Origin of the sequence: Aeromonas sp. ZOR0002 (assembly GCF_963866995.1) — a bacterium.
Taxonomy (GTDB): domain Bacteria; phylum Pseudomonadota; class Gammaproteobacteria; order Enterobacterales; family Aeromonadaceae; genus Aeromonas; species Aeromonas caviae.
Genome location: NZ_CAWMFQ010000285.1, coordinates 1 through 18022, shown reverse-complemented (window position 1 = coordinate 18022; position 18022 = coordinate 1). Strand labels below are relative to the sequence as shown.

17 protein-coding genes are annotated in these 18022 nt (G+C 56.3%); all 17 read left to right on the top strand.

Translation table 11 applies throughout. The features are described from left to right. Positions 1 to 101 precede the first annotated feature (101 nt). Positions 102 to 473, top strand: a complete 372-nt coding sequence (secE, locus tag AACR77_RS15500) for a preprotein translocase subunit SecE (protein WP_010675960.1) — start codon at positions 102 to 104, stop codon at positions 471 to 473. 9 nt (positions 474 to 482) lie between these two features. Further along, on the top strand, positions 483 to 1034 hold the full coding sequence (gene nusG / locus AACR77_RS15495) for a transcription termination/antitermination protein NusG (RefSeq protein WP_010675959.1): 552 nt from the start codon (positions 483 to 485) through the stop codon (positions 1032 to 1034). Between the two features lie 134 nt (positions 1035 to 1168). After that, on the top strand, positions 1169 to 1597 hold the full coding sequence (gene rplK, locus AACR77_RS15490) for a 50S ribosomal protein L11 (RefSeq protein WP_005306313.1): 429 nt from the start codon (positions 1169 to 1171) through the stop codon (positions 1595 to 1597). A gap of 4 nt (positions 1598 to 1601) precedes the next feature. Continuing rightward, positions 1602 to 2303 (top strand): 50S ribosomal protein L1, encoded by a 702-nt coding sequence (gene rplA / locus AACR77_RS15485; protein ID WP_010675958.1) that lies wholly within the window; start codon positions 1602 to 1604, stop codon positions 2301 to 2303. A gap of 256 nt (positions 2304 to 2559) precedes the next feature. Beyond that, positions 2560 to 3060, top strand: coding sequence for a 50S ribosomal protein L10 (gene rplJ / locus AACR77_RS15480; RefSeq protein ID WP_005339895.1), 501 nt, complete (start codon positions 2560 to 2562; stop codon positions 3058 to 3060). 51 nt (positions 3061 to 3111) lie between these two features. Beyond that, complete coding sequence (gene rplL, locus AACR77_RS15475; RefSeq protein ID WP_010675957.1) at positions 3112 to 3477, top strand: 50S ribosomal protein L7/L12; 366 nt, start codon at positions 3112 to 3114, stop codon at positions 3475 to 3477. A 223-nt stretch (positions 3478 to 3700) separates the two neighbouring features. Then, positions 3701 to 7729, top strand: a complete 4029-nt coding sequence (gene rpoB, locus AACR77_RS15470; protein WP_010675956.1) for a DNA-directed RNA polymerase subunit beta — start codon at positions 3701 to 3703, stop codon at positions 7727 to 7729. A 91-nt stretch (positions 7730 to 7820) separates the two neighbouring features. Continuing rightward, positions 7821 to 12125: a DNA-directed RNA polymerase subunit beta' gene (gene rpoC / locus AACR77_RS15465; RefSeq protein WP_042878459.1), complete on the top strand. Its 4305-nt coding sequence runs from the start codon at positions 7821 to 7823 to the stop codon at positions 12123 to 12125. A gap of 197 nt (positions 12126 to 12322) precedes the next feature. Further along, complete coding sequence (locus AACR77_RS15460) at positions 12323 to 13039, top strand: helix-turn-helix transcriptional regulator (protein ID WP_010675954.1); 717 nt, start codon at positions 12323 to 12325, stop codon at positions 13037 to 13039. Between the two features lie 26 nt (positions 13040 to 13065). Next, the gene (locus tag AACR77_RS15455) at positions 13066 to 13446 is read left to right on the top strand and encodes a RidA family protein (RefSeq protein ID WP_010675953.1); all 381 of its coding nucleotides are present in this window, start codon (positions 13066 to 13068) and stop codon (positions 13444 to 13446) included. 86 nt (positions 13447 to 13532) lie between these two features. Next, on the top strand, positions 13533 to 13925 hold the full coding sequence (tusD, locus tag AACR77_RS15450) for a sulfurtransferase complex subunit TusD (protein ID WP_042878457.1): 393 nt from the start codon (positions 13533 to 13535) through the stop codon (positions 13923 to 13925). A 9-nt stretch (positions 13926 to 13934) separates the two neighbouring features. Continuing rightward, positions 13935 to 14291 (top strand): sulfurtransferase complex subunit TusC, encoded by a 357-nt coding sequence (gene tusC / locus AACR77_RS15445; RefSeq protein WP_029314860.1) that lies wholly within the window; start codon positions 13935 to 13937, stop codon positions 14289 to 14291. 7 nt (positions 14292 to 14298) lie between these two features. After that, positions 14299 to 14577 carry a sulfurtransferase complex subunit TusB gene (gene tusB / locus AACR77_RS15440; RefSeq protein WP_029314859.1) on the top strand — a complete coding sequence of 93 codons (279 nt, stop codon included), beginning with the start codon at positions 14299 to 14301 and terminating at the stop codon, positions 14575 to 14577. Positions 14578 to 14758: 181 nt separating this feature from the next. Next, on the top strand, positions 14759 to 15133 hold the full coding sequence (gene rpsL, locus AACR77_RS15435) for a 30S ribosomal protein S12 (RefSeq protein WP_005306278.1): 375 nt from the start codon (positions 14759 to 14761) through the stop codon (positions 15131 to 15133). A 93-nt stretch (positions 15134 to 15226) separates the two neighbouring features. Further along, positions 15227 to 15697 carry a 30S ribosomal protein S7 gene (gene rpsG, locus AACR77_RS15430; protein WP_010675949.1) on the top strand — a complete coding sequence of 157 codons (471 nt, stop codon included), beginning with the start codon at positions 15227 to 15229 and terminating at the stop codon, positions 15695 to 15697. 75 nt (positions 15698 to 15772) lie between these two features. Next, complete coding sequence (fusA, locus tag AACR77_RS15425; RefSeq protein ID WP_010675948.1) at positions 15773 to 17878, top strand: elongation factor G; 2106 nt, start codon at positions 15773 to 15775, stop codon at positions 17876 to 17878. A gap of 54 nt (positions 17879 to 17932) precedes the next feature. Beyond that, positions 17933 to 18022: GTP-binding protein (locus AACR77_RS15420; protein WP_042882060.1), on the top strand; the 90-nt coding region annotated here is incomplete at its 3' end.

Genomic DNA, 18022 nt, shown 5'->3' with positions numbered 1-18022 from the left:
AAAACCGATGGTTGCGGGTTCGAGTCCTGCCGCCCCTGCCATATACCTCGTCTCGTACGGGGCTTTTGTGTCTTTGGTTACGTCAGATACAGGTGGGTTGTATGAGTGTTAGTTCTGAGGGTCAGGGCGGAAGCAAGGATACCCTGCTTTGGGGCCTGGTTTTCATCATCTTGGCGGCCGCTGTAGTGGGCAATTACCTGCTGAGCGACGTTATTGCTGCCGTCCGCGCCCTGGGTGTGGTCGTTGTCATCGCTGCTGCCGGTGCAGTGGCCCTGCAAACCACCAAGGGCAAGGCAACACTGGCGTTTGCCCGTGAGTCTCGCCTGGAAGTCCGCAAGGTCGTATGGCCGACCCGTCAGGAAGCCATTCAGACAACCCTGATTGTGCTGGCGGTGACTGCCGTGATGGGGCTGCTGCTGTTCGTGTTGGACGGCGCCTTGGTCTGGTTGGTCAACCTGATTACCGGTGTGTAAGGATAAGCCATGACTGAACAACGTGAACAGCGTATGAGATGGTATGTCGTGCAGGCATTTTCCGGCTACGAAGGCCGTGTTGCCAAATCCCTGCGTGAACATATCAAGATGCATGGCATGGAAGAGCTGTTTGGTGAAGTGCTGGTCCCGACCGAAGAAGTGGTCGAGATGCGTGCTGGCCAGAAGCGCAAGAGTGAGCGCAAATTTTTCCCAGGATACGTCCTGGTCCAGATGGTGATGGATGAAACCACATGGCACTTGGTACGCAATGTACCGCGCGTCATGGGCTTCATCGGCGGTACTTCCGACCGTCCGGCTCCGATCTCCGATAAAGAAGCGGATGCCATCCTCAACCGTCTGCAAGATGCCCACGACAAACCGCGTCCGAAAACCCTGTTTGAACCGGGTGAGATGGTCCGGGTTGCCGATGGTCCGTTCGCCGACTTCAACGGTACCGTTGAAGAGGTGGACTACGAAAAGAGCCGCGTGAAGGTCTCCGTACTGATCTTCGGCCGCTCAACGCCGGTAGAACTGGATTTTGGTCAGGTCGAAAAAGGCTGATTAATCTCTGTACGTTTAACGGTTGTCAGGGGCAGCGATTATCTCTATAATTCGCTGCCCCTTTATTTGTTGGGGAGCCGTTTGCAGGAGCATGTCTCCGAGGCGTTAGAACCCATTTTTGAGGTATTTTTGTAATGGCTAAGAAAGTCACAGCTTATATCAAGCTGCAAGTTAAGGCTGGCAGTGCTAACCCCAGCCCTCCCGTTGGTCCTGCTCTGGGTCAGCACGGTGTGAACATCATGGAATTCTGTAAGGCATTCAACGCCCGTACAGAAAAGCTGGAAAAAGGTTCTCCGACTCCGGTCGTGATCACCGTTTACAGCGACCGTTCCTTCACCTTCGAAACCAAGACTCCGCCCGCTTCCTTCCTGCTGAAGAAAGCCGCTGGTATCCAGTCTGGTTCCGCCAAGCCGAACAAAGACAAGGTTGGTAAGGTGACTGTGGCTCAGCTGCAAGAAATCGCCAAGACCAAAGAGCCGGATATGACTGGTGCCGATCTGGATGCAAAAGTACGTTGCATCGCCGGTTCCGCTCGTTCCATGGGCCTGGTAGTGGAGGAGTAAGACAATGGCTAAACTGTCCAAGCGTATGCGCGTTATTCGCGAAAAAGTTGACGGTACCAAAGAGTACTCCATCAACGAAGCCATTGCCCTGCTGAAAGAACTGGCTACTGCCAAGTTCGTTGAAAGCGTTGACGTTGCCGTTAACCTGGGTATCGATGCTCGTAAATCCGACCAGAACGTACGTGGTGCAACTGTACTGCCGCACGGTACCGGTCGTGACATCCGTGTCGCCGTGTTCACCCAGGGTGCCAACGCCGAAGCCGCCAAGGCTGCCGGTGCTGAACTGGTTGGTATGGATGACCTGGCTGAGCTGGTCAAGAAAGGCGAGATGAACTTCGACGTCGTCATCGCATCCCCGGATGCCATGCGTGTTGTTGGTCAACTGGGTCAAATCCTGGGCCCGCGCGGTCTGATGCCGAACCCGAAAGTGGGTACCGTCACTCCGAACGTAGCCGAAGCCGTCAAGAACGCCAAGGCTGGTCAGGTTCGTTACCGTAACGATAAGAACGGTATCATTCATACCACTCTGGGCAAGGTCTCTTTCAACGAAGTTCAGCTGAAAGAAAACCTGGAAGCTCTGCTGGTTGCCTTGAAGAAGGCCAAGCCGTCCTCCGCCAAGGGTGTATTCATCAAGAAAGTCAGCATCTCCACCACCATGGGTGCCGGTGTTGCCGTAGACCAAGCTTCCCTGGAAGCTCAGGCCTAATTGATGGGTTTTACAAGGCGCAAAATTTAATCTATAATTTTGCGCCTTGATTGGTTGGGGGTTTCGACCTCCGTCCAAGACCGCAGGAGGCCGCAAAGCCTTAATTTTTCCTGCGTAGACGGTGCCGGAAACCCAGCGAGAAAGATTCTTTCTCTTCTGGAATCCTGCTACCGCATCGTTCCCCTCTGTTGTAAAGGTAGGGGGGATGTGTCAGTACTGGGTCAACAGACCCGGATTCAATCCAGGAGTTAAGCCAATGGCATTGGGACTCGAAGACAAAAAGGCAATTGTTGCTGAAGTCAACGAAGCTGCCAAAGGCGCTCTTTCTGCAGTTGTAGCCGATTCTCGCGGCGTCACTGTAGACAAGATGACCGTCCTGCGTAAGACCGCTCGTGAAGCTGGTGTGTACATGCGCGTTGTGCGTAACACCCTGCTGCGTCGCGCGGTAGAAGGTACCGAATACGAGTGCCTGAACGACGCATTTACCGGTCCTACCTTGATTGCTTTCTCTAACGAACACCCGGGCGCTGCCGCTCGTCTGTTCAAAGAGTTTGCCAAAGCGAACCAAAAGTTCGAAATCAAGGCTGGCGCTTTTAACGGTGAGTTTATCGCCGCAGCACAAATTGATCGTCTGGCCACGCTGCCGACTTACGAAGAAGCAATTGCGAAGTTGATGGCTACCATGAAGGAAGCCTCTGCTGGCAAGCTGGTTCGTACTATCGCTGCTGTTCGCGACCAGAAACAAGCTGCTGCTTGATTCTCGCCTATCTAGGCTGTTTGAGTTTATTCAACATCAGGAATTTTTGTCATGTCTATCACTAAAGACCAAATCATCGAAGCCGTTGCTTCCATGTCCGTAATGGAAGTTGTTGAGCTGATCGAAGCTATGGAAGAGAAGTTCGGTGTTTCTGCCGCTGCTGCCGTCATGGCTGGCCCGGCTGCTGCTGAAGCAGTAGAAGAGAAGACCGAGTTCGACGTAGTTCTGACTGCTGCTGGCGCCAACAAAGTTGCCGTCATCAAGGCCGTTCGTGGCGCTACCGGTCTGGGCCTGAAAGAAGCCAAGGACCTGGTAGAAGCTGCTCCGACCAATCTGAAAGAAGCCGTGTCCAAGGACGAAGCTGAAGCTCTGAAGAAAGAGCTGGAAGCTGCCGGTGCTTCTGTTGAGATCAAATAATCTGCATTTATGTAGATTAGCCTGATAAAACAGGCTAAGGCTGGTGAATCTTTATTCACCAGCCTTTTTGCGCTGTAGACTGAGAGTATTTCACACCGTTCACGACTCTCGGTGCACCAGCAATCCGGACCGCCTCATCGTCCGGGCCAACACAAAACGGTGTTGAGACAGAGCTGTCCCGTGGGGACAGAGTGGGTCACTTATCAGCGAGCTGAGGAACCCTATGGTTTACTCTTATACCGAAAAAAAACGCATACGTAAGGACTTCGGTAAGCGAGACCAGGTACTGGACACGCCTTATCTGTTGTCCATTCAGCTGGACTCCTTCAAGCAGTTCATCGAGGCTGACCCGGAAGGTGAGTACGGCCTAGAAGCCGCCTTCCGTAGCGTTTTCCCGATCACCAGTTACTCCGGTAGTGCTGAGCTTCAGTATGTCAGCTATCGCCTGGGTGAGCCGGTATTTGACGTAAAAGAATGCCAGATCCGTGGAGTGACCTACTCCGCGCCGCTGCGTGTCAAGCTTCGTATGGTTCTGTACGACCGTGAAGCAGCTGCCGGCACCGTCAAAGACATCAAGGAACAAGAAGTTTACATGGGCGAAATTCCGCTCATGACCGAAAACGGCACCTTTGTCATCAATGGTACCGAGCGGGTCATCGTCTCCCAGCTGCACCGCAGCCCGGGCGTCTTCTTCGACCACGATAAAGGCAAAACACATTCATCCGGTAAGGTGCTTTATAACGCTCGCGTTATCCCCTACCGTGGCTCCTGGTTGGACTTCGAGTTCGATGCGAAAGACAACCTGTTTGTCCGTATCGACCGTCGTCGTAAACTGCCAGCCTCCATTATTCTGCGCGCCCTGGACTTCAGTTCCGAAGAAATCCTGGCCACCTTCTTCGAGACCATCGGTTTCGAAGTCAAGGATGGCAAGTTGATGATGGATCTGGTGCCCGAGCGCCTGCGTGGCGAGACCGCGACCTTCGACATCATTGCCAATGGCGCTGTGGTGGTCGAGACCGGTCGTCGTGTCACTGCCCGTCACATCCGTCAGCTGGAAAAAGACGGCATCACCCAGATCGAGGTGCCGGTAGAGTATGTTGTTGGCAAAGTTGCAGCCAAGAACTACGCGCACCCGCAGACTGGTGAGATGGTTGTCACTGCCAACCAGGCGCTGAGCCTGGAAGCGGTTGCCAACCTGTCCCAAGCCGGCTTCAAGCACTTCGAGGTTCTGTTCACCAACGAACTGGATCACGGTGCCTACATGTCCGAGACCCTGCGTATCGACTCCAGCTCCAGCCGCCTGGAAGCCCTGGTCGAGATCTATCGCATGATGCGTCCGGGCGAGCCGCCCACTCGTGAAGCGGCCGAGCAGCTGTTCGAGAACCTGTTCTTCTCTTCCGAGCGTTACGACCTGTCTACCGTAGGTCGGATGAAGTTCAACCGCCGTTTGGGTCGTGAAGACGAGACAGGCGTTGGCGTGCTGACCAAGGACGATATCGTCGAGGTCATGAAGCGCCTGATCGATATCCGTAACGGTAACGACGAAGTGGACGATATCGACCACCTTGGTAACCGTCGTATCCGTTCTGTCGGTGAAATGGCCGAGAACCAGTTCCGTGTTGGTCTGGTCCGTGTCGAGCGTGCGGTGAAGGAGCGCCTGTCTCTGGGCGATCTGGACACCCTGATGCCGCAGGATCTGATCAACGCCAAGCCGATCTCCGCCGCGGTCAAAGAGTTCTTTGGTTCCAGCCAGCTGTCCCAGTTCATGGACCAGAACAACCCGCTGTCCGAAGTGACCCACAAGCGCCGTATCTCCGCGCTGGGCCCGGGCGGTCTGACCCGTGAGCGTGCCGGTTTCGAAGTTCGAGACGTACACCCGACCCACTACGGTCGTCTGTGCCCCATCGAAACGCCGGAAGGTCCGAACATCGGTCTGATCAACTCGCTGTCCGTGTATTCCCGCACCAACGAGTACGGTTTCCTCGAGACCCCGTACCGCAAGGTGATCGACGGTGTGATCACCGACGAAGTGGATTACCTGTCTGCGATTGAAGAAGGCAAGTACGTGATCGCACAGGCCAACGCCGCGACCACCGAAGATGGCCGTCTGAAAGATGAATTGATCCCGTGCCGTCACAAAGGTGAATCCACCTTTATGAACGCCGACCAGATCCAGTACATGGACGTGAGCCCGCAACAGATCGTCTCTGTGGCAGCGGCCCTGATCCCGTTCCTGGAACACGATGACGCGAACCGCGCATTGATGGGTTCAAACATGCAACGTCAGGCTGTACCGACCCTGCGCGCTGACAAGCCGCTGGTAGGTACCGGTATGGAACGCGCAGTGGCCGTTGACTCCGGTGTGACCGTAGTGGCCAAGCGTGGCGGTATGATCGACTATGTCGATGCCTCCCGTATCGTTATCAAGGTCAACGAAGATGAGCTGCTGCCTGGCGAAGCTGGCATCGACATCTACAGTCTGACCAAATACACCCGTTCCAACCAGAACACCTGTATCAACCAGCGTCCGTGCGTGATGTTGGGTGAGCCGGTCATGGCTGGCGACGTACTGGCTGACGGCCCGTCCACCGACCTGGGTGAACTGGCGCTGGGTCAGAACCTGCGCGTCGCGTTCATGCCGTGGAACGGTTACAACTTCGAAGACTCGATCCTGGTGAACGAGCGTGTTGTTCAGGAAGATCGCCTGACCACCATTCACATCCAGGAACTGGCCTGTATCTCCCGTGACACCAAGCTGGGTCCGGAAGAGATCACTGCTGACATCCCGAACGTGGGTGAAGCCGCTCTGTCCAAGCTGGACGAGTCCGGCATCGTCTACGTGGGTGCCGAAGTGAAGGGCGGCGACATTCTGGTCGGCAAGGTGACTCCGAAAGGTGAAACCCAGCTGACTCCGGAAGAGAAGCTGCTGCGCGCCATCTTCGGTGAGAAGGCGTCCGACGTGAAGGACTCCTCCCTGCGAGTGCCGAACGGTGTGTACGGTACCGTGGTTGACGTGCAAGTCTTTACCCGCGATGGCGTGGAAAAAGACAAGCGTGCCAAAGAAATCGAAGAGATGCAGCTGAAGGAAGCGAAGAAGGACTTGACCGAAGAGTTCAAGATCCTGGAAGACGGCATCTTTGGCCGTTCCCGCAACCTGCTGCTGGCCGCCGGTTACAGCGAAGATCGTCTGAACAAGCTCGATCGTTCCAAGTGGTTTGAGCTGGCCATCGAAGATGAAGCCAAGCAAATCGAGCTGGAGCAGATCGCTGAACAGCACGTTGAGCTGAAGGCCGAGTTCGACAAGAAATTCGAGAACAAGCGTCGCAAGATCATCCAGGGCGATGACCTGGCGCCGGGCGTACTGAAGATCGTCAAGGTCTATCTGGCCGTCAAGCGTCGCATCCAGCCGGGTGACAAGATGGCGGGCCGTCACGGTAACAAGGGTGTTATCTCCAAGATCTGTCCGGTCGAGGATATGCCCCATGACGAGTACGGCCGTCCGGTCGACATCGTACTGAACCCGCTGGGTGTACCGTCTCGTATGAACATCGGTCAGATCCTCGAAGTGCACCTGGGCCTCGCGGCCAAGGGCATCGGCGAGAAGATCGACCGCATGATCAAAGAACAGCGCGAGCTGCACGAGATGCGCGAGTTCCTGCAACAGGTCTATGACCTGGGCGAGAAGGACTCCCAGCAAGTGAACATTGCCGAACTGTCTGACGACGACGTGCGTACCCTGGTGGGTAACCTGCGTAAGGGGCTGCCGGTGGCTACACCTGTCTTTGATGGTGCCAAAGAGCGCGAAATCAAAGCCTTGCTGAAGCTGGCCGATCTGCCGGAATCCGGTCAGATCTCCCTGTTCGACGGTCGTACCGGTAACGCCTTCGAGCGCAAGGTCACCGTGGGTTACATGTACATGCTGAAGCTGAACCACCTGGTAGACGACAAGATGCACGCGCGTTCTACCGGTTCCTACAGCCTGGTTACCCAGCAGCCGCTGGGTGGTAAGGCGCAGTTCGGTGGTCAGCGGTTCGGTGAGATGGAAGTGTGGGCCCTGGAGGCTTACGGTGCGGCATATACCCTGCAGGAAATGCTGACCGTCAAGTCTGACGATGTGAACGGCCGTACCAAGATGTACAAGAACATCGTGGATGGCGACCACCGTATGGAGCCGGGCATGCCCGAATCCTTCAACGTATTGCTGAAGGAAATCCGCTCTCTGGGTATCAACATCGAGCTGGACGAAGAGTAAGAGCTCGCTCTTATTGTTCGAGAATTGACGTGGGCGCCCCGCTGTTTCGGCAGCCGGGGCGCCGAGGTTAGACTCCTGACAGGGGAAACACGTGAAAGACTTACTCAAGTTTTTGAAGGCTCAGACCAAGACCGAAGAGTTTGACAGTATCAAGATCGGTCTGGCCTCTCCTGACATGATCCGCTCCTGGTCATTCGGTGAGGTCAAAAAGCCTGAGACCATCAACTACCGGACTTTCAAGCCGGAGCGTGATGGTCTGTTCTGCGCCCGTATCTTCGGACCGGTGAAGGACTACGAGTGTCTGTGCGGCAAGTACAAGCGCCTGAAACACCGTGGTGTGATCTGTGAGAAGTGCGGCGTAGAAGTGACCCAGACCAAGGTCCGTCGTGAGCGCATGGGCCACATCGAGCTGGCCAGCCCGACTGCCCACATCTGGTTCCTGAAGTCCCTGCCGTCCCGTATCGGTCTGCTGCTGGACATGACCCTGCGTGACATCGAGCGCGTGCTGTATTTCGAATCCTATGTAGTGATCGAACCCGGCATGACCAACCTCGAGCGCAGCCAGATGCTCTCCGAAGAGAACTATCTGGACGCACTGGAAGAGTGGGGCGACGAATTCGACGCCAAGATGGGTGCCGAGGCCATTCTGGCTCTGCTGCGCGCCATCGATCTGGAAGGTGAAGTCAAAGCCATGCGTGAGGAGCTGGATCAGACCAACTCCGAGACCAAACGCAAGAAGACCACCAAGCGTCTGAAGCTGATGGAAGCCTTCCTGCAATCCGGCAACAAGCCGGAGTGGATGATCATGACAGTGCTGCCCGTGCTGCCGCCGGACCTGCGTCCGCTGGTACCGCTGGACGGCGGTCGTTTCGCGACCTCCGATCTGAACGATCTGTACCGTCGCGTGATTAACCGTAACAACCGCTTGAAGCGTCTGCTGGATCTGGCTGCGCCGGACATCATCGTGCGCAACGAAAAGCGCATGCTGCAAGAGTCCGTGGATGCCCTGCTGGACAACGGCCGTCGTGGTCGTGCCATCACCGGTTCCAACAAGCGCCCGCTGAAATCCCTGGCCGACATGATCAAGGGTAAGCAAGGTCGTTTCCGTCAGAACCTGCTGGGTAAGCGTGTCGACTACTCTGGTCGTTCCGTTATCACCGTAGGTCCGACCCTGCGTCTGCATCAGTGCGGTCTGCCGAAGAAGATGGCACTTGAGCTGTTCAAGCCCTTCATCTACGGCAAGCTGGAATCCCGCGGTCTGGCGACCACGATCAAGGCCGCCAAGAAGATGGTGGAGCGCGAAGAAGCCGTCGTCTGGGACATCTTGGACGAAGTGATCCGCGAACACCCGGTTCTGCTGAACCGTGCGCCGACCCTGCACCGTCTGGGTATCCAGGCGTTTGAACCGACCCTGATCGAAGGCAAGGCCATCCAGCTGCACCCGCTCGTCTGTGCCGCCTATAACGCGGACTTCGACGGTGACCAGATGGCGGTCCACGTACCGCTGACCCTGGAAGCCCAGCTGGAAGCGCGTGCCCTGATGATGTCCACCAACAACATCCTGTCGCCTGCCTCCGGTGAGCCGATCATCGTTCCTTCCCAGGACGTGGTCTTGGGTCTGTACTACATGACCCGCGCCCGCATCAATGCGAAGGGTGAAGGTATGGTGCTGTCCGGCCCGAAAGAGGCCGAGAAGGTCTACCGTGCCGGCCTGGCCGACCTGCATGCTCGCGTCAAGTGCCGCATCACCGAGTACGTGAAGAACGAAGCCGGTGAACTGGTTGCCAAGACCGAGATGAAGAACACCACCGTTGGTCGTGCGATCCTGAGCCTGATCCTGCCCAAAGGCATGGAATACGCTCTGATCGACGAGCCCAAGGTACTGACTGCTGCAGAGCAGGCTGACTTGGACGTCAACCCGCAGAACTGGATCAAGTGCGTCTCCAACAAGGCGCTGGGCAAAAAGCTCATCTCCCGTCTGCTGAACACCTGCTATCGCAAGCAGGGCCTGAAGGATACCGTCATCTTCGCTGACCAGCTGATGTATACCGGTTTCCACTACGCGGCCCTGTCTGGTGCCTCTGTTGGTATCGATGACATGGTCATCCCGGATGCCAAGAAAGACATCATCGCTGCTGCAGAAGCCGAAGTCGCCGAGATCCAGGACCAGTTCCTGTCCGGTCTGGTGACCGCGGGCGAACGTTACAACAAGGTTATCGATATCTGGGCCAGCGCGAACGATCGCGTCTCCAAGGCCATGATGGACAACCTTTCCAAGGAGCGTAACGTCAACTCCCTGGGCGATGAGGAAGAGCAAGCCTCCTTCAACAGCATCTTCATGATGGCCGACTCTGGTGCGCGGGGCTCCGCCGCCCAGATCCGTCAGCTGGCCGGTATGCGTGGCCTGATGGCGAAGCCGGATGGCTCCATCATCGAAACGCCGATCGTGGCGAACTTCCGTGAAGGCCTGAACGTACTGCAGTACTTCATCTCCACTCACGGTGCTCGTAAAGGTCTGGCGGATACCGCACTGAAGACAGCGAACTCCGGTTACCTGACCCGTCGTCTGGTTGACGTGGCCCAGGACATGGTGATCACCGAGGACGATTGCGGCACTACCGACGGTCTGTGGATGACTCCGCTGATCGAGGGTGGCGACGTGGTCGAGCCGCTGCGTGAGCGCGTGCTGGGTCGTGTGGTGGCCGAAGACGTGATCAAGCCGGGTACCGAGGATGAAGTGCTGGTAGCGCGCAACACCCTGCTCGACGAGCAGCTGTGTGACCTGCTGGAGCGCAACTCCGTCGACCGCGTGAAGGTACGTTCTGCCATCACCTGTGAGACCGACTTCGGTAACTGTGCTCACTGCTACGGCCGTGATCTGGCCCGTGGTCACCTGGTTAACAAGGGTGAGGCTGTCGGTGTTATCGCCGCTCAGTCCATCGGTGAACCGGGTACCCAGCTGACGATGCGTACCTTCCACATCGGTGGTGCCGCATCCCGAGCGGCTGCCGAGAGCAGCATCCAGGTGAAGAACACCGGTAGCATCAAGTTGCAGAACGCCAAGTTCGTTCTGAACAACTCTGACAAGCTGGTTATCACCTCCCGTTCTACCGAGCTGACCATCATGGACGAGATGGGCCGTACCAAGGAAAGCCACAAGCTGCCTTACGGTTCCGTGCTGGAAGTGAAGGATGGCGAAGCGGTGAACGCCGGTGATACCGTCGCGAACTGGGACCCGCACACCCACCCGATCATCACCGAAGTGGCGGGTCGTCTGCACTTCGAACACATGATCGACGGTGTGACCATCACTCGTCAGACTGACGAGCTGACCGGCCTCTCTTCCATCGTCGTACTGGATGTCAACGAGCGTCCGAGCGCCGGTAAAGAGATGCGTCCGACCGTGAAACTGGTCGACCTGAACGGCAAGGATGTGATGATCCCGGGCACCGACGTTCCCGCCCAGTACTTCCTGCCGGGCAAGGCGATCGTGAACCTGGAAGATGGTGCCAACGTGGGCGTGGGTGACGCGGTTGCGCGTATCCCGCAAGAGTCCAGCGGTACCAAGGACATCACCGGTGGTCTGCCGCGCGTTGCGGATCTGTTCGAAGCACGTCAGCCGAAAGAGCCGGCCATCCTGGCCGAGATCTCCGGTACCATCTCCTTCGGGAAAGAGACCAAGGGCAAACGCCGTCTGGTCATCACCCCGACCGATGGTGGCGAGATCTACGAAGAGATGATTCCGAAATGGCGTCACCTCAACGTGTTCGAAGGTGAAAAAGTTGAGAAGGGTGAAGTGCTGGCGGACGGTCCCGAGTCTGCTCATGACATCCTGCGCCTGCGCGGTATCAGCCCGGTCGCCAACTACATCGCCAACGAAGTGCAGGACGTTTACCGTCTGCAAGGCGTTAAGATCAACGACAAGCACATCGAAGTCATCGTGCGTCAGATGCTTCGCAAGTGCGAGATCCTGAGCGCTGGCGACACCGACCTGATCGAAGGTGAACAGGTTGAAGTGGCCCGTGTGAAGATTGCCAACCGTAAACTGGTTGCCGAAGGGAAGACCCCGGCTACCTACCGTCATATCCTGATGGGTATTACCAAGGCATCTCTGAGCACCGAGTCCTTCATCTCCGCGGCTTCCTTCCAGGAGACCACCCGCGTGCTGACCGAAGCAGCCGTTGGTGGCAAGCGTGATGAACTGCGCGGCCTGAAAGAGAACGTGATCGTGGGTCGTCTGATCCCGGCTGGTACCGGCTTTGCCTACCACCACAGCCGCATCAACCAGCGTGCCGCCGCAGCTCGTGCTGTCGGTGTGCCGCAGGTGACTGCCGATGAAGCTCAGCAAAACCTGGCGGATCTGCTCAACGCAGCCGGCAGTTTTGACGAAGAGTAATCTTCCGCAGCAGTGATCGAAAAGGGCCCCTTCTAGGGGCCCTTTTTTTATTTCCCATCCGGCGCCCAGCGTGCACTGGGCTGGGGCAGGGGGATGATCCAGTGCAAGGTTATAGAGCAAAAAATCAAAAAAAGTTGACATTGCCCCGTCGCAACTGAAAACTCGGGAAAGTTGAATGGGTATTACAGGGGTAGAACATGGCTGTCGGTATCGAGGAAGTACTGCTTCCCGAAGAGCAACTGAGCGGTCGCGCTTTTACAGACGAAGACAGGGAGCTGTTGCGTTCATATGGGGGCCTTATCGAAGGCCTGGCCGATCTGTTCGGCAAGCATTGCGAGGTGGTGCTCCACTCCCTGGAAAATCTGCATGAGTCCGTGATCCAAATCGCGAATGGTTTCAATACGGGTCGAACTCTGGGGGCGCCGATCACCGATCTCGCCCTGCGGATGCTCAAGGACATCGAGAGCACGGGTCAGGATCACACCCAGAGTTATTTTGCCCGCAGTCGGACCGGTGCCTTGATGAAGTCGAGCACCATCGCCATCCGTAACCGCGACAAGCAGGTGATCGGCCTTATCTGCATCAATTTGCACATCAATGCGCCTTTCCACGAGTTCGTGGCCGAATTCTTCCCGACACCACAGCAGGTGGAGCGGCAATCACCGGAGACCTTCGCCAACAGCGTCGAAGAGCTGGTTGCCCAGACGGTGGACAACACCATCGACGAGATCAATCGTGATCCCTCCGTGGCCAACAATGCCAAGAACCGTTTTATCGTGACCCAGTTGTTCGAGAAGGGCATATTTGATATCAAGGATTCGATCAACCTGGTCGCCGACAAGCTGAATATTTCCAAACATACCGTGTATCTCTACATCCGACAGCGCAAGCAGGGTGAAGAAGAGAGCGAGTAAGCGCCATAGATAGGGGATAGATAACAATGGCTAAAGAAGTGATTGCAACCGACAAGGCGCCTGCCGCAATTGGCCCTTATGTCCAGGCTACCAAGCTGGGTGAGCTGGTCTTTACCTCCGGGCAGATCCCGCTCGATCCGGCCACCATGGACATCGTTGCCGGTGGCATCGAGGCTCAGGCAGAGCAGGTGATGAAGAATCTGGTCGCAGTCTTGAAAGCCGCAGGGGCCGATACCAGCAAGGTACTGAAGACCACCTGCTTCCTGAGTGACATGAACAACTTCGTGGCCTTCAACCAGGTGTATGCCCGCTACTTTGGCGAGTCCGCCCCGGCACGTTCCTGCGTGGAAGTTGCTCGTCTGCCCAAGGATGTACTGGTCGAAGTCGAAGCCATCGCTTACGTCTGAGCCTGTTTCATTGGAAAAGCCCCTCCCAGGAGGGGCTTTTGCGTCTGTGAGGTAGAATGGATGCACCGTTGTGCAGGAGTGCGATCATGAGTCTGAATTTTGCTCTGCTGGTCACCGGGCCCGCCTATGGCACCCAGACGGCCAGCACGGCCTATCGTTTTGCCCTGAGTTTGGTCGAGCAGGGACACCGCTTGTCCCACCTCTTCTTCTATCAGGAGGGGGTGTGCAATGCCAATGGCCTCCATGCGCCAGCCAGCGATGAGACCGACCTGGTGGCACTGTGGCGCGAGTTGGCCATCCAGCAGGGTATCCGCATCGATGTGTGTGTGGCTGCGGCCATGCGCCGTGGCGTGCTGGATGAGCAGGAGGCCAAGGGAATGGGACGGGAGCATTTCAATCTGGAAGCGCCATTCTGCCTGAGCGGGCTCGGTCAGTTGGCGGAAGCCGCACTGATCGCTGATCGCTTCGTTCAGTTCTAGGGGGACAAAATGACCAGAATAGCGTTTATCTCACGGCGTGGTCCCCATGGTTCGGCGAGTGGTCGGGAGGGGCTGGATGCTCTGCTGGCCACCTCTGCATTGACGGAGTCCTTGGCACTCTTTCTGGTGGGGGATGGCGTGATGCAACTGGTGAGGGAGCAATCACCACACGCCATATTGCAGCGTCACTACGCCCCGACCTTCAAGATGCTGGAACTGTATGACATCGAAGAGATCTATGTCTGTGCGGTGTCACTGGCTGAGCGAGGACTGACGGCGGCGGATCTGCTAATCCCAGTGATTCCGCTCTCTCCTGCGGAAATTCGCCGTAGCTGGGCGGGTTTCACCACCCACATCTGCTTCTGAGGTGCCCGTGATACAGCTGATATTGAACTCTCCCTTCATGAGCCAGGATCTCGAGTTGGCGTTGCGTTACCGCATGGAAGGGGATCTGGTGGTGTTGATGCAGGATGCCGTGATGGCGGCTGCTGCCCCTGGGTGGTGCGAGCGCTTGGCAGACGTCCCCCTGTACGTCATGAAGGAAGACCTGCAAGCGAGAGGCTTGTCATCCGGGATCGGGATGGAGCTCGATATGCCGGGTTTGATCAGGTTGATCGTCGAGCACGGATCACCGCAGACCTGGGGCGGTTAGGCTTGTTTTTCCTTTTTATCTCAGTTGCTTAGCATAATGTCATTCGATTGTCATTTGCCATTTCGGTGTGCAAATTGTATAAATCTTGACTCCCCAGACAACAGGGCATAAAATTTCGCGTCCCCGTATCTGCGGGGAGGATTTTTCACACGTTTATGAAGTCATTATCAGGAGCCTTTTGATGGCAACTATTAACCAGTTGGTTCGCAAGCCACGCATCAAGCTCGTTGTGAAAAGCAACGTGCCGGCGCTGGAAGCGTGCCCTCAGAAGCGTGGCGTATGCACCCGTGTATACACCACCACCCCGAAGAAGCCTAACTCTGCACTGCGTAAAGTATGCCGTGTACGTCTGACCAACGGCTTCGAAGTCACCTCCTACATCGGTGGTGAAGGTCACAACCTGCAAGAGCACTCTGTTGTTCTGATCCGTGGCGGTCGTGTAAAAGACTTGCCAGGTGTTCGTTATCACACCGTTCGTGGTGCGTTGGACTGTGCCGGTGTTAAAGACCGTAAGCAGGCTCGCTCCAAGTACGGCGTGAAGCGTCCGAAAGCTTAATGGTTCTCCGTTAAGTAAGGCCAAACGTTAATTCGTTTCTAGTTAGATAACTTTCTAGTTTTGGGTAACCCCTGAAGTTACGGAGAATTTGAAATGCCAAGACGTCGTGTTGTTGGTCAGCGTAAAATCCTGCCGGATCCCAAGTTCGGATCTGAGCTGCTGGCTAAATTTGTCAACGTAGTAATGGTTGACGGTAAGAAATCTGTTGCAGAAGCCATCGTTTATGGCGCCCTGGACATCATTGCCACCAAATCTGGCAAAGAGCACCTGGCCCTGTTCGAAGTCGCTCTGGACAACATTCGTCCGGCGGTCGAGGTTAAATCTCGTCGCGTCGGTGGTGCAACCTATCAGGTGCCGGTAGAAGTTCGTCCGGTACGTCGCAATGCTCTGGCAATGCGCTGGTTGGTTGATGCCGCTCGTAAACGTGGTGAAAAATCAATGGCTCAGCGTTTGGCTGGCGAGCTGCTGGATGCCGCTGACAATAAGGGTTCGTCTGTCAAGAAACGTGAAGACGTTCACCGTATGGCTGAAGCGAACAAGGCCTTCGCTCACTTCCGCTGGTAATCCGCTTGCGCAGGGTCTTATGACTCTGCGCACCTTTAATTATCTGGGGACAAGCGCCCTAGTAAGAGGATGACAATGGCTCGTACAACCCCCATTGAGCGTTATCGTAATATCGGTATCTCCGCTCACATCGACGCCGGTAAGACTACTACTACCGAGCGCGTTCTGTTTTACACCGGTGTAAGTCACAAGATCGGTGAAGTTCACGATGGCGCCGCCACCATGGACTGGATGGAACAGGAACAAGAGCGTGGTATCACCATCACCTCCGCCGCGACCACCGCTTTCTGGTCCGGTATGGGTAAACAGTTCCAACCGCACCGTATCAACATCATCGATACCCCGGGCCACGTTGACTTTACTATCGAAGTAGAGCGTTCCATGCGTGTTCTGGATGGCGCCGTGATGGTGTACTGTGCCGTAGGTGGCGTACAGCCCCAGTCTGAAACCGTATGGCGTCAGGCTAACAAGTACAAGGTTCCCCGTATCGCGTTCGTCAACAAGATGGACCGTACCGGTGCCAACTTCCTGCGCTGCGTTGAGCACATCAAGACCCGTCTGAAAGGTAACCCGGTTCCTCTGCAATTGAACATCGGTTCCGAAGAGAACTTCAAGGGCGTTATCGACCTGGTCAAGATGAAAGCCATCAACTGGAGCGAAGCTGACCAGGGCGTATCCTTCGACTACGAAGACGTCCCGGCCGAGCTGCTGGAACAGGCGCAAGAAATGCGCATGAACCTGGTTGAAGCCGCTGCTGAAGCGTCTGAAGACCTGATGGAAAAATACCTGGGTGGTGAAGAACTGACTGAAGAAGAGATCAAGAAAGCTCTGCGTCAGCGTGTTCTGAACAACGAAATCATCCTGGTTACCTGTGGCTCCGCGTTCAAGAACAAGGGCGTACAGGCCATGCTGGATGCCGTGGTCGAGTACCTGCCGGCTCCGACCGACGTTGCTGCTATCGACGGTCTGAAGCTGGATGGCGAGACCAAGGACGAGCGTCACGCTTCCGATGACGAGCCGTTCTCTGCTCTGGCATTCAAGATTGCTACCGACCCGTTCGTGGGCAACCTGACCTTCTTCCGTGTTTACTCCGGTGTGGTCAACTCCGGTGACTCCGTGCTGAACTCCGTTAAAGAGAAGCGCGAGCGTTTCGGCCGTATCGTTCAGATGCATGCCAACAAGCGTGAAGAGATCAAAGAAGTTCGCGCAGGCGACATCGCTGCTGCCATCGGCCTGAAGGACGTCACCACCGGTGATACCCTGTGTGACGAAAGCGCACCGATCATCCTGGAGCGTATGGAATTCCCGGAGCCGGTAATCTCCATCGCCGTTGAGCCGAAATCCAAGGCTGACCAGGAGAAGATGGGTCTGGCTCTGGGCCGTCTGGCTCAGGAAGATCCGTCCTTCCGCGTATGGACCGACGAAGAATCTGGCCAAACCATCATCGCCGGTATGGGTGAGCTGCACCTGGACATCATCGTTGACCGTATGCGTCGCGAGTTCAAGGTAGAAGCCAACGTAGGTAAGCCGCAGGTTGCCTACCGTGAAACCATCCGCAACACCGTCAAGGACATCGAAGGCAAGCATGCCAAGCAGTCCGGTGGTCGTGGTCAGTACGGTCACGTCGTTATCGACATGTACCCGCTGGAAGAAGGCAAAGCCTACGAATTCGTCAACGACATCAAGGGTGGCGTGATTCCGGGCGAATTCATCCCGGGTGTTGACAAGGGTATCCGCGAGCAGCTGAAGTCCGGCCCGCTGGCAGGCTATCCGGTAATGGATCTGGGTGTGCGTCTGCACTTCGGTTCCTACCACGATGTCGACTCTTCCGAACTGGCGTTCAAGATCGCTGCTTCTCTGGCGTTCAAGGCTGGCTTCATGAAGGCCAACCCGGTACTGCTCGAACCGATCATGAAGGTCGAAGTCGAGACTCCGGAAGACTACATGGGCGACGTGATCGGTGACCTGAACCGTCGTCGCGGCCTGATCGAAGGCATGGAAGATGGCCCGTCCGGCAAGATCGTACGTGCGCTGGTGCCGCTGGCCGAAATGTTCGGTTACGCCACCTCCCTGCGTTCTGCTACCCAGGGTCGTGCTTCCTACGCCATGGAATTCGCCAAGTATCACGATGCCCCGACCAACGTCGCCCAGGCCGTGATCGAAGAGCGCAAATCCAAGTAATTTAAGATTCCCCGCCTACGACGGTAGGCGGGTTTAACCTAGAAGGACTACGTCGTGTCTAAAGAAAAATTTGAGCGTAATAAACCGCACGTAAACGTCGGCACCATCGGCCACGTTGACCACGGTAAAACCACCCTGACCGCC